This is a genomic window from Ferrovibrio sp. (genome assembly GCF_036381655.1).
In the GTDB taxonomy this organism is placed as follows: domain Bacteria; phylum Pseudomonadota; class Alphaproteobacteria; order Ferrovibrionales; family Ferrovibrionaceae; genus Ferrovibrio.
In genome coordinates this window covers 46,058-58,227 of record NZ_DASVCJ010000041.1, presented here as the reverse complement: position 1 = coordinate 58,227, position 12,170 = coordinate 46,058, and the positions used below count along the sequence as shown (strand labels likewise).

Genomic DNA, 12,170 nt, shown 5'->3' with positions numbered 1-12,170 from the left:
TAACCGCATCGAGCGCTTCTTCTGCCGCCTCAAGCAGTTCCGAGCCATCGCCACCCGCTACGACAAACGAGCCGACCATTTCGCAGCAGCCACAAAGCTCGCCGCCGCCATCCTCTCATACAATTGACGACACACCCTAGGAACCGGGCGAAGGGGAGTCTGACGGAGAGGCGTCTGACGAAGAGGAGCCTGGCGAAGGCGGCGCCGGCTCGACGCTGGGGATCGGCGTCTTGAGCAGGGCGGCCAGGCATTCGGAATCGTCGACCGTCTGGCCGCGCCGGCGGCTCAGCACCTGGGCATGCGTCACGCGCAGCCGGCCGGCCCGGCCCTCGGCGCCCGGCTCGTCGGGATAGAAGAACAGCAAAAGCGCGCAGCGCGGCGTCTCGGCGAGATACTGCCAGACCTCGCCCGGCGGCTCGCGCCGCACCGCCGCCGGCGCGCCGAACAGGGCGCGCGCTTCGGCCTCGCTCTTGCGCACCACGTCGGCGCTGACCGGCCGGCGCGGACCGCTGGTTTGCGGACGGTCCGGCGCCGGATGCAGGGCGAGATCGAGCGGCTCCTGGGACTCGGCCACCGGGGCCGCCGGCTGACCGCAGGCCGCCAGCGCCAGCAGAAGACAAGCGAAAACAAGCAGGCGCGGCGCGCCGTGACCAGTCATGGCGAATCCGCGCCTGAATCGATGGACTGCGACCGGCGGCTTACTCGGCCGCGGCGGAGGACGACGAACGGTTGCTGCCGGCGGCAACGGTCTGCACCGTGCCGGAAATCTCGCCGCCGCATTCGATCTCGATCTGGCCGTAGGCGATCTCGCCCGAGACCTTGCCGCTGCCGCGGATCAGAAGCCGGCCGCGCACGCTCAGGCGGCCCTCGAAGCGGCCGCGGATTTCCGCTTCTTCCACTTCCGCCGAACCCTTGAACTGGCCGCTCTCGCTGACCTCGACGAAGCGGCTGTCGGTCAGCTGCGCCTCGACCTTGCCTTCGACGATCACCTTGTCGCAGGCGGTGATCTGGCCGCTCAGCGAAATCTCGCGCCCGATCAGCAGCACCTTGGGATCGGGATGCTCGCTCTTGCTCGCGGCCGCGCCCGAGGAGGGCATGGCCGAAGCCGTGGCCTGAACGACCGCCTTGGGCAGGTCGACGGCGGGGCGCTTGGCGATTTCGGGGCGGAAGGTCGGCGTGGAAGATTCGGTCATGGCGGCGTTTCCCGGTTTGCTGCTGGACGCAGAGGTATTGGATGGCAGAACAGGCTTGTTGACGGGGCGCAGATGCGCGGGCATCGGCGGAACGTCGTCAACTTTCTCAGTCTTGGGCGGCTCGTGTTTTTGCGACGCCGCCTCCTGGGTGTTCGGTTTTTTGCGACCAAACATTAGCACAGACTCCTCTAATCCCCCGGTAAAACCCCTCCGGTCATTCCGTTGCCCGCAACCTCTTATAGACGTGAACCATGAAGGCCGTCGCTACAATCGGCACAAGGAAGTTTATCAGAGGAATGGTTAATAGAAGCACAATAATTACACCGCACAGCCACAAATCACCGCGATATCGCTTGCGCAGGTAATCCGCCTCCTTGCGCGGCAGGTAGCGCCACGCGACCACTTCGAAATATTCGCGGCTAACCAGGAATCCGTTCACCAGCAACGACAGTCCGTACATCAGCGGCGGAAAGAAGATCAGCACGCCATAGATCGGCAGCAGCAGCAGATTGACGCCGATGACGACCAGCAGGAAACGCACGCTGCCCCACAAAGCCGGCCAGAATGCCAGGGGCTGACCACGCGCCTCGTGCGGATAATAGCGGCGCTCCACCGCATCGGCGATGTCGTCGAGAAACAGGCCGATCGCCGCCGTCATCACGGCGGGAAACAGCAGCAGCATGCCGACGAAAAAGCCCAGGCCCGAGACGAAGCCGATCAGCCAGTGCAGCCAGGTGCGATCCGTCTCCGGAAGACTGGCGATGCCGAACCACAGCACCAGCGCCAAAGCGGCGAAAACGGCGATGCTGATCAGCAGCGAGCGGACCAGCACGCGGCGGAATGCCGGATCCGGCAATTGCGCCAGTGCCAGACGCATCGATGCGGCGATCATCGACATCTAGGCGGCACCGGCGACCGGATCGATCGGCAGCCGCGCGGCCAGGCCGAGTTCGGCTTCGAGAATGGCGGAAAACGCCAGCAATTCGGCCTCGCCGCGCGGCCTTGCGACGATCTGCAATCCGACCGGCAAGCCGCTTTTGGTGAAACCGGCCGGGATCGAAATCGCCGGCGTGCCCGTCAGGGTGATGGCAAAGGTCAGCACCAGCCAGGAGATATAGGTGTCGAATTTGCGGCCGCCGATTTCCTCCAGATAGCGCAGGCGATGATCGAAAGGCGGCGCGACGGCGGCAGGCAGGGCGAGGAAATCGTGCTTCTCGAAGAAAGCCGTGAGGCGATTGTAGATCGCGCCGCGCAGCTGCTGCGCCCTGGCGATCTCCTCGCCGGTCAGTTTCAGGCCTTTTTCCGCGTTCCAGATCACTTCCGGCTTGATCAGGTCGGTCTTGCCGGCGATGCGCGGCCAGACCGAGGCGGCGAAATTGGCGGCGCGCAGCACCTGGAAGCATTCCTCGGCACCGTTGAAATTGGGCGCATCGTCGCCGATATGGGCGCCGAGCTGCACCAGCCTCTTCACCGCGGCGGCGCAGATTTCCACCACTTCCGCATCCACCGGACACAGACCGAGATCGGGCGAGAAGGCGAGGCGGCAGCCGCCGGCGAAACGCGACGGCAGCCGGCCGACCGCCAGGGCATGGTCGACGACATCGACATAAGCCTTTTCCGGCCTGGGCAGGCTGAGCGGATCGCGGGCATCGCTGCCGACCTGGGCGTCGAGCAGCAAGGCGCAATCGCCGACATTGCGGGCCATCGGCCCATGCACCGACATGGTGTCGAACGGCATGGCGCGCGGCCCGAAGGGAACCCGGCCGGGCGAGGGCCTGAGGCCGACGATGCCGGTGAAACTGGCGGGGGTGCGCAGGGAGCCGCCGAGGTCGGAGCCATCGGCGAGCCAGACTTCGCCGGTCGCCACCGCCACCGCCGAGCCGCCGGACGAGCCGGCCGGCGTAAGCGCGGTATTCCAGGGATTCGTGGTGGTGCCGAAGACCGCGTTGAAGGTCTGGGCACCGGCGCCGAATTCCGGCGTATTCGCCTTGGCGATCACGATGGCGCCATTGGCTTCCAGCCGCTCGACGGAATAGTCGGAGCGCGTCGAGATATGCGTCTCGTAAGCGCGGCTGCCCCAGGTGGTGCGCACGCCCTCGACCTCGCTTAGGTCCTTGATGGCGATCGGCAGGCCGTAGAGATAGCCGGGCGGCGCCGGATCGGGCGGCGTGAGAGCGCCACCAGCGGCACGGGCGCGGTCGAGGCAGAGCGTCGGCAGGGCATTCACCTGCGGCTCGACGGCGGCGATGCGCTTGGCGGCGGCGTCAATCAGATCTGCCGGGCTCACCTCGCGGCTTTTCAGCGCCGCCACCGCCTGCCGCGCCGTCATCCGGATCACATCGTCCATATTTGCCTTCCTCCTGGCGAACCGCTACAGAAGTGGAGATTACCGGCAATCAACCGCATCGGGGAAGCTTCCATATGGCCGATAAACCGTTCCAGCTGCTTGCGCTTGGCAATGCCATCGTCGACGTGCTCGCCCGGGTCGACAACGATTTCCTGGACGAAAACGGCATGACCAAGGGCAGCATGGCGCTGATCGATGGCGGCCGCGCCGAGCAGCTTTACGGCAGCATGGGCGAAACGGTGGAATGCTCCGGCGGCTCGGCCGCCAATACCGCGGCGGGCTTCGCGGCGCTGGGCGGCAAGGTGCAGTTCATCGGCAGAGTCCGCAACGACCCGCTGGGCGAGGTTTTCATCCGCGACATTCGCGGCCTGGGCGTGCATTACGACACCCCGCCGGCCACCGACGGGCCGTCGACCGCGCGCTGCCTCATCATGGTCACGCCGGACGCGCAGCGCACCATGAACACCTATCTCGGCGCCTCGATCGACCTGTCGCCCGACGATGTCGAGCCCGCCGCCGTCGCGCAGGCCGAGATCACCTATCTGGAAGGCTATCTGTGGGATCAGCCGCAGGCCAAGGATGCGATGCGCAAGGCGATGCGGCTCGCCCATGACGCCGGCGGCAAGGTGGCGATGACCTTATCGGACAGCTTCTGCGTCGATCGCCACCGCGCCGAATTCCGCCACCTGGTCGAGCATCACATCGATATCCTGTTCGCCAACGAGGCGGAGATCAAATCGCTGTTCGAGACGCAGGATTTCGACGAAGCGCTGCAGCATGTGCATCACCATGTCGACATCGCCGTCCTGACCCGTTCCGAGAAAGGCTCGGTGATCCTCGCCGACGGCGCGGTGCATATCATCGACGCCATAGCCGATGTGAACGTGATCGATACCACCGGCGCCGGCGACCTCTATGCGGCCGGCTTTCTTTATGGCTTCGCGCATGGCTTCGACCCGCATGCCTGCGGCCGGCTCGGCAGCCATTGCGCCGCGGAAGTGATCAGCCATATCGGCCCGCGGCCGCAGAAGCCGCTGAAACCCTTTATCGATTTGGCGCTGCAGGGATAGGCGGATGGCATTCCGGCGCGCGCGGCGCCGGATGACCACAGTCTGTCCGATTCAATTTGATTATGCCTCACACCACGGCGACGGCGGCGTTGAGCACATGGCGCTCGTCCAGCCGGAGCGAGACGCCGTGGGCCGAGACGATGGCGTGATCGAGCGAGGGCAAGGGCGCGCGGCTGTGCACCAGATTGACCCGCATCGGCAATTCCTCATGGGCAAAGAGATTGAGCACGGTGCAGGGGCCGCTCAAAAGGGCGCAATGCGCGATGCTGCCGCCGGGAAACTGCTCCAGCTTGCAGGTCTCGCCCAGCGTAAGCTTGCCGCGCTCGGCAAAGGATAGGGTGAGGCCGGCGCCGTCCAGCAGGACGATCCAGCGCGTCATTCCGGGAAAGGCGGAAAGGGGGCCGTCCTGGCGGATTTCGGCGCGGCTGACCCGCCAGAGCAGATCCTTGGGATTGACCGGCGCGCCCGGCCGCAGCGGCGGATCGGCGGCGATCTCGTAGGTGACGCCGCCGCCATTCTGCCAGGGCTGCGGCTGCAGATCCGAAAGCCGGATCAGCCGGCTGCCGCCTTTCTGCCCGCCCCCTGCCGCTGCGTCGCCTGCTGGCCTTCGCTTCATCCCACCTTGGTCAGAGCCCATTTGAAAACCAGATCTTCCCCGCCCGCCGAACCGGCCATGACGATCTGCTGCGTGCGGCGCGCCTCTGCGCCCAGTCCGCCGCCCTGCTGGGCCTCGCCCTGGCCGAAATAGATACTGTCCTCCAGCCTTAGCACGCCGCCGCCGCTACGGAAACGCCAGCCTTGGCCGCTGGCGGTCTTCAGGATGATGGTATCGCCGCTGCCCAGCAGGGAGGCCTGCATGCCGGGATGCAGATGCAGCCGCAGCACCGCCTCGACCGGCACGGCATTGGCCGCCCCCGCGGTCACGGTTTCCTCCCCGCGCAGATCCTCGCCGGAGGCGGCGAGGAACAGCCGGCGGCGATACAGGCGCCCGCCATAGGCTGCCGCCCAGCCGTCATGTTCCAGCTCGAACCAGATATTGCCGTCCTGTTCATGGCGCACGGCGCTGATCCGTGCCGCCGGCTCGGGCTCGACGCGGCCCAGCACCAGGGTCGAATGCGCCGCCACGCCGCTCAGCGCATTCGCCCAATCGGCGGTACGGCCGCTGCCGACCCGGCGCGGCGCGCCGCAATTGACGATCAGGCGATCCTTGCCCTGACTGAATTCGAAGGCGAGCAGACCGCGATGCGGCTGCGCGCCGATGATGGCCGGCGGCGGGTTGCCGGTATCGAGCAGCAGCAGGCTGCGCCGGGCGACGGCGCGCTCGAACCGGCTCAGGCTGGCCGAACTGAGCGGCTTGCCCTTCGCCTCCGAGGCGTCCAGCACGCGCTCGATCTCGGCCGCACGCCCCTCGTCGCTGCCGTGGAACAGCGCCAGGCCGCCATCGCCGTGGCGGAAGAAGCGCAGCATCGGCGCCATGCGGTCGAGATAAGGCTGCAGCAGGCCGGCCCGCTCGGGATCGATCGCTCGCAAAAAGCGCCATAGCGGCACCAGGTCGCGCAGCAGCGCCAGCACATGCGCGGGATTGCGGCTGACATGGCCGCCATCGGCCAGCACCTGCGCATCCAGCGCCACGCAAAGATCGCGGATCGCAGCCTGCTTGTGCTGCGCGCTGTCCTGCCTGGCATCGGGCGGCAGGCATTCGGCGGCATAGGCCAGGCCAAGCAGGGCGGAAAAGCGCGGCAATCCCGGCGGGGCCAGCCGGGCGGCGCGGCCCAGATGCGCGGCATGGCGCGCGATGGCGAGCAGGAAATCATGCGCGAAACGCTCGTCGGCATCCTGCAGCAGAAAATGCGCATAGCTGAGCCAGTTCACCAGCCGCCGTCCGGCCAGGTCGGCGCGCCAGGGCAGGCCCTGGATGCGGCGATGGCGCTCCAGCCAGGAAACCAGCAGCGAACAGCTCATGCGGCGCGCCATCTCGCCGCCCTGGGCGGCGAAGTCGGCCAGCCAGCCGAAGCCATGCAGTTCGGCCGCCCAGGCGGCGAAGCTGGCTTCGTCGACCTTGAGCTGCTCGGCGCTGACGCTCCAGGGCGCCGTATGCGGCGAGCGCACTTCCAGGCCGGCGAAAATGAAACGGCCCTGGAAGAGGCGGTCGGCCTTGGCGGGCTGGCCGGGCCAGGATTCCTCCGGCAACACCGGCAATTCGACCGGCGCCTTGCCGGGCAGCAGCCAGTCATAGGCGCGCCGGCTGTAGAGGGCGGCGGCGAGGCGCCGCAGCAGCTTCAGCCAGATGCTATCCTGCAATGGCGCGGCGACCACGCCAACGGTCACGCAGCTTTGGGCGCGGCGCGGACCCGCGCGATGTTGCGCGCATAGGCGGCCGGCCCGCCCTGGAAGCTGGCGGTGCCGGCGACCAGCACGTCGGCGCCGGCATCGACGGCAAGCTGCGCCGTCTCGGCATTGATGCCGCCATCGATCTCCAGGTCGATGGCGCGGCCCGAGGCATCGATGGCGCGGCGCAGGATGCGCATCTTCTCGAGCTGGCTGGCGATGAATTTCTGACCGCCGAAGCCAGGATTGACGCTCATCACCAGTACCAGATCGACCATGTCCAGCACGCTCAGCGCCACCTCCACCGGCGTACCCGGATTGAGCGAAATGCCGGGCTTCTTACCCAGGCTGCGGATGAGCTGCAGCGTGCGATGCACATGCGGGCCGGCTTCCGGGTGCACGGTGATGATATCGGCGCCGCTTTCCGCGAATTGCGGAACAAAAGCATCGACCGGAGAGATCATGAGATGCACGTCGAAGGGCTTCTTGGTATGCGGCCGCAGGGCGGCGACGACAGCCGGGCCGATGGTCAGGTTCGGAACGAAATGGCCATCCATCACGTCGATATGGATGTAGTCGGCGCCGGCACTGTCGATGGCGGCGACTTCCTCGCCCAGCTTGGCGAAATCGGCGGACAGGATGGACGGAGCGATTCGGATAGGCTGCTGCGGCATGGGCTGAGGCTTAGCAGTTTCTCGCCCCTGCGCCAAGCGAAGCCACTGCCTTCCTTTGGCCACGAATCCCTTGCATGTCGCCTTGGCCGGCTGCCCTGGCGCCTCGACGGAGCAGAAATCCGGGTCTAGAACAAAAACATGTCCGTTTCGCCAAATCCCAGGATGGTCGCCGCCGGCCTGTTCGGCATGGTGCTGGAACGCGGCCGCGCCCTGGACGACGCCCTGGCCGATCCGAAAAGCGGCTTCGCCGGGCTGGCCGAACGCGACCGCGCCTTCGTGCGCCGGCTGGTCGCCACCGGGCTGCGCCGGCGTGGCCAGATCGACGCCGCCTTGCGCAATTTCCTCAGCCAGTGGCCCAAGGGACTGCCCGGCGAGGCGCTGCGCATGGGCGCGGCGGAACTGCTGTTCCTGAGCGCGCCTCCCCATGCCGCCGTGCACGGTGCCGTCGACATTCTGCCGGCGGCCCAGAGCAAGGCGCGCGGACTGGTCAACGCGGTGCTGCGCCGGATCGCCAACGAGGGCGGCGCGCTGCTTGCCGGTCAGGATGCTGCCCGGCTGAACACGCCGGACTGGCTGTGGCGAAGCTGGACGGCGGCTTACGGCGAGGCCGGCGCGCGCGCCATTGCGCAGGCGCATCTGCAGGAGGCGCCGCTCGACATCAGCGTGCAGAGCAACCGGCCGGGCCGCGATCTGCATGACTGGGCGGCGACGCTGGATGCCGAGGTGCTGCCGAGCGGATCGCTGCGCCGCATGAAACCCGGTCCGGTGGAAATGCTGCCCGGCTATGACGAGGGCGGCTGGTGGGTGCAGGATGCCGCAGCCGCGCTGCCGGTCGCGGTGCTGGCGCGGCTGCCCGGCGGCGCGCTGCAGGGCCGCACGGTCGCCGATCTGTGCGCCGCCCCGGGCGGCAAGACGGCGCAGCTCGCTTCGCTCGGTGCGGCGGTGACCGCCATCGACCGCTCGGAATCGCGGCTGCAGAGACTGAAGGCCAATCTCGACCGCCTGCGGCTGATGGCCTCGGTGGTCTGCGCCGATGTCGAAGCCTGGTTGCCGGCGGAGACCTTCGATGCCGTGCTGCTCGATGCGCCCTGCTCGGCCACCGGCACGATCCGCCGCCATCCCGACCTGCCGCATCTGAAAAGCGAAGCCGATATCGCCAAGCTCAGCCAGTTGCAGCGGCGCCTGATCGCGCATGCCTGGACGATCCTCGAGCCCGGCGGCTATCTGATCTACTGCGTCTGCTCGCTGCAGCCGGAGGAAGGCGAAGCGCAGCTCGAGACGCTGCGCGCCCTGCCCCGGGCCCGGCTGCAGCCGCTGTCGGCGGCCGATTTCGGCCTGCCGGATCAGGCGACGACGCAGGACGGCTGCCTGCGCACGCTGCCCAGCTTCTGGCCCGAGCGCGGCGGCATGGACGGCTTCTTCATCGCCGCGGTGCGGAAGGAGACCTAGGAAGCGGAATGCCGGCCAATCAGTCCAGCAGGCTCTGCATCACCTTGTAGAGTTCGGCCTTGGCTTCGAAGCCAACGCCGGGCACCTGCGGCAATCCCACATAGGAATCTTCCACCCGGATACCATCGGCGAAACCGCCGAAGGGCTTGAACACGTCGGGATAGCTTTCATTGCCGCCCAGATGCAGGCCGGCGGCGATGTTGAGCGACATCTGGTGGCCGCCATGCGGAACGACGCGCCGGCTCGACCAGCCATGCTCCTGCAGCATCGCGAGGGTGCGCAGGTATTCGACCAGGCCGTAGCTGAGCGCGCAGTCGAATTGCAGCCAGTCGCGGTCCGGCCGCATGCCGCCATAGCGGACGAGATTGCGGGCATCCTGCATCGAGAAGAGATTCTCGCCGGTCGCCATCGGCTTTTCGTAATGCTGCGACAATTCCGCCTGCAGCGCATAGTCGAGCGGATCGCCGACCTCCTCGTACCAGAAGAGATTGTAGGGCTTGATCGCGTTGCCGAAGGCGATGGCGGTCTCGATGTCGAAACGGCCGTTGACGTCGACGCACAGATTCTGCCCGTCGCCGACGATCTTCAGCACCGCCTCGATGCGCTTCAGATCCTCGGCCAGGGGCGCGCCGCCGACCTTCATCTTCACGACGCGATAGCCGCGGTCGCGATAGCTCTTCATCTCGTCCTGCAGCGCGGAGAGATCCTTGCCGGGGTAATAATAGCCGCCGGCGGCATAGACCCAGACCCTGCCGTCGGCGACGCCGTTGCGGTAGCGGTCGGCCAGCAGGCGCCAGAGCGGCTTGCCCTCGATCTTCGCCACGGCATCCCACACCGCCATGTCCAGCGTGCCGACCGCGACCGAACGCTCGCCATGGCCGCCGGGCTTTTCGTTGGTCATCACCGTCGCCCAGATCTTGAACGGATCGAGATTGGCGTGCTCGGCATCGATCAGGCTGTCGGGCTTGGCCTCCATCAGGCGCGGCAGGAAGCGCTCGCGCAGCAGCGCGCCCTGGCCGTAGCGGCCGTTGGAATTGAAGCCGTAGCCGACGACGGGCTTGCCGTCCCGCACCTGGTCGGTGATCACGGCGACCACCGAGCAGGTCATCTTGGAGAAGTCGATATAGGCGTTGGCGATGGGGGAAGCGATCGAGACGGTCTTTTCACGGACTTCGACAATACGCATGGCATCCTCGGCAGAAAGGCGAGACGGGAAATCGCGCGCTCGGCCGCAGCATAAACATGGACAGCGCGGCTCGGCCAATGCCAGATTCGGATGGTCTTATTCCGATCCCGTATCGCAGCAACCATGGAATTGAACTGGCTCGAGGACTTTCTGGCACTGGCGGAGAGCGGCAACTTCTCCCGGGCCGCCGAACGCCGGCATATGACGCAGCCGGCCTTCAGCCGCCGCATCCGCGCCCTCGAAGACTGGATCGGCGCCGCCCTGTTCGACCGCGGCAGCCAGCCGGTGGCATTGACCGAAGCCGGCCGGCGCTTTCAGCCCGAGGCGCGCGAGACGCTGCGGCGCCTGAACCAGGCGCGCGACGAGGCGCGCCAGGCCGGCCGCGAGGCCGATGCCCGCCTCGCCTTCGCCGCCACCCATGCCCTGTCGCTGACCTTCTTTCCCGACTGGCTGCGCAAGCTGGAAAAGCGCCAGCGCTTCGGCGCCATCCGCCTGCTGTCGGACAGCATGCGCGCCTGCGAGGATGCGCTGCTGCAGGGGCAGGCCGAATTCCTGCTCTGCCACGGCCATGCCATTGTGGCGAACCGCCTGCCGGCGGAGCGCTTCCATTATCAGGTGCTGGCGGAAGACCGGCTGGTGCCGGTCAGCGCTCCGGCCGCCGATGGCCGGCCGCGCTTTGCCATCGACAGCGGCGCCGAGGCGCTGCCGCAGCTGACCTATAGCGACGAATCCGGCATGGGCCGCATCGTCGCCGGCGTTCTGGCGGCCCGCGAGGCCGGCACGCCGAAGCTGCGCGCCGTCTTCATCTCGCCGCTTGCCACCATGCTGCAGGCGATGGCGCGCGACGGCAGAGGCCTGGCTTGGCTGCCGATGAGCCTGCTGGACGAGGATCTTGCCCATGGCGCCCTGGTGGCGGCCGGCGACGCGGACTGGAGCATCCCGGTCGAAATCCGTCTCTATCGGCCGCGCGAACGGCTTTCGGCGGCGGCGGAAGGCTTCTGGTCCCTGCTGGAAACGGCGAATTAGACGCCGCGCCGGCGCCACGCGGCGCTGGCTCAGGCCTCGCGCAGATCGAGCGTCACCGAGGCGATCTGTTTGGCGAGGTAATGCGCAAGCTTGGCACGGCTCTGCGCATTGCGCAGGATGCGCTCGTCCTGCGGATTGCTCAAAAAGCCGGTCTCGATCAGCACGGAGGGCACGGCGGGCGAGCGCAGCACGGCGAAATTGGCCGAGCGCATCGGATTCTCGAGCAGCCGCACCTCATGACCCATGCCTTTGACGATGCGGCGTTGCGCCAGCAGCGACGCATTGCGGCTATGGCGCCGGGCCAGGTCGATCAGGATCGCGGTGGTCTGCTTGTCGGTATGCGAGGTATCGAAGCCGAATATGGTATCGACGCTGTTCTCGCGGTCGGCCAGCTGCCGCGCCAAGGTATCGGAAGCCCGCTCCGAGCGCGAATAGGCCGACAGGCCGCGCGCGGCATGATTGGGCGCCGCATCGGCATGGATCGAGATGAACAGATCGGCCTCATGCTCATGGGCGAAAGCGACGCGGCCGGGCAGGGTGACATAGACATCGCGATCGCGCGTCAGCAGCACCTTGATGTCCTTGCGCGGCGCCAGTTGCTGCTGGATGTGCTTGCAGATCGAAAGCGTGACGTCCTTTTCCTCGGTGCCGGTGACGCCGATGGCGCCGGGATCGCGGCCGCCATGGCCGGGGTCGAGAACCAGCACGGCCGGACGGCGGGCGATTTTCGCAGCGGGCGGTTGCGGCTTGCTCTCGGGCAGCGGCGCGCGCGCGCGGCGCGCCGCCGCGGCGGGCGTTCCGGCAGCCGCCGTCCCCAGCAGGCCGAGCAAAGAGGTGATGACGAGCCGCCGCGTATACATGTGTCCTACCAACCGATCGAATCCCCACGCGAATCGG

General features: G+C 67.3%; 12 protein-coding genes and 1 pseudogene. 4 read left to right on the top strand and 9 right to left on the bottom strand.

The annotated features are described in order from the left end of the window. Positions 1-127, top strand: a pseudogene (locus tag VF194_RS09085) (IS5/IS1182 family transposase); the annotation flags it as partial. A gap of 9 nt (positions 128-136) precedes the next feature. On the opposite strand, the gene VF194_RS09080 reads toward VF194_RS09085, so the two are convergent. From VF194_RS09080 to VF194_RS09065, 4 genes are all read right to left on the bottom strand, one after another. Beyond that, entirely contained in the window at positions 137-658 is a 522-nt protein-coding gene (locus VF194_RS09080; RefSeq protein WP_330890199.1) for a hypothetical protein, read from the bottom strand. A 40-nt stretch (positions 659-698) separates the two neighbouring features. Beyond that, the gene (locus VF194_RS09075) at positions 699-1,193 is read right to left on the bottom strand and encodes a polymer-forming cytoskeletal protein (RefSeq protein WP_330890197.1); all 495 of its coding nucleotides are present in this window, start codon (positions 1,191-1,193) and stop codon (positions 699-701) included. A 214-nt stretch (positions 1,194-1,407) separates the two neighbouring features. After that, on the bottom strand, positions 1,408-2,091 hold the full coding sequence (locus VF194_RS09070) for an EI24 domain-containing protein (protein ID WP_330890195.1): 684 nt from the start codon (positions 2,089-2,091) through the stop codon (positions 1,408-1,410). Continuing rightward, a complete protein-coding gene (locus tag VF194_RS09065) occupies positions 2,092-3,540 on the bottom strand; it encodes an amidase (RefSeq protein WP_330890193.1) in 1,449 nt (482 codons plus the stop codon). 74 nt (positions 3,541-3,614) lie between these two features. Between VF194_RS09065 and VF194_RS09060 the strand changes: the two genes are divergently transcribed. Beyond that, positions 3,615-4,610 (top strand): adenosine kinase, encoded by a 996-nt coding sequence (locus tag VF194_RS09060; protein ID WP_330890191.1) that lies wholly within the window; start codon positions 3,615-3,617, stop codon positions 4,608-4,610. A gap of 67 nt (positions 4,611-4,677) precedes the next feature. Here VF194_RS09060 and VF194_RS09055 read toward each other — a convergent pair whose 3' ends face one another. The 3 genes from VF194_RS09055 to rpe are packed head-to-tail and all read right to left on the bottom strand — an operon-like array spanning position 4,678 to position 7,612. Continuing rightward, positions 4,678-5,226, bottom strand: a complete 549-nt coding sequence (locus VF194_RS09055; protein WP_330890189.1) for a HutD family protein — start codon at positions 5,224-5,226, stop codon at positions 4,678-4,680. Continuing rightward, positions 5,223-6,938: a heparinase II/III family protein gene (locus VF194_RS09050; protein WP_330890187.1), complete on the bottom strand. Its 1,716-nt coding sequence runs from the start codon at positions 6,936-6,938 to the stop codon at positions 5,223-5,225. The genes VF194_RS09055 and VF194_RS09050 overlap by 4 nt, the downstream gene beginning before the upstream one ends. Then, positions 6,935-7,612 (bottom strand): ribulose-phosphate 3-epimerase, encoded by a 678-nt coding sequence (rpe, locus tag VF194_RS09045; RefSeq protein ID WP_330890185.1) that lies wholly within the window; start codon positions 7,610-7,612, stop codon positions 6,935-6,937. The genes VF194_RS09050 and rpe overlap by 4 nt, the downstream gene beginning before the upstream one ends. A 138-nt stretch (positions 7,613-7,750) precedes the next feature. Between rpe and VF194_RS09040 the strand changes: the two genes are divergently transcribed. Next, positions 7,751-9,061, top strand: a complete 1,311-nt coding sequence (locus tag VF194_RS09040) for an RsmB/NOP family class I SAM-dependent RNA methyltransferase (protein ID WP_330890184.1) — start codon at positions 7,751-7,753, stop codon at positions 9,059-9,061. A 19-nt stretch (positions 9,062-9,080) separates the two neighbouring features. Here VF194_RS09040 and VF194_RS09035 read toward each other — a convergent pair whose 3' ends face one another. Next, the gene (locus VF194_RS09035) at positions 9,081-10,247 is read right to left on the bottom strand and encodes a mandelate racemase/muconate lactonizing enzyme family protein (protein WP_330890182.1); all 1,167 of its coding nucleotides are present in this window, start codon (positions 10,245-10,247) and stop codon (positions 9,081-9,083) included. A gap of 123 nt (positions 10,248-10,370) precedes the next feature. On the opposite strand from VF194_RS09035, the gene VF194_RS09030 reads away from it, so the two are divergent. Then, positions 10,371-11,273, top strand: a complete 903-nt coding sequence (locus VF194_RS09030) for a LysR family transcriptional regulator (RefSeq protein WP_330890180.1) — start codon at positions 10,371-10,373, stop codon at positions 11,271-11,273. Positions 11,274-11,302: 29 nt separating this feature from the next. Here the strand turns inward: VF194_RS09030 and VF194_RS09025 are convergent, their stop codons facing one another. Then, positions 11,303-12,133: an N-acetylmuramoyl-L-alanine amidase family protein gene (locus VF194_RS09025; protein ID WP_330890177.1), complete on the bottom strand. Its 831-nt coding sequence runs from the start codon at positions 12,131-12,133 to the stop codon at positions 11,303-11,305. Positions 12,134-12,170 lie beyond the last annotated feature (37 nt).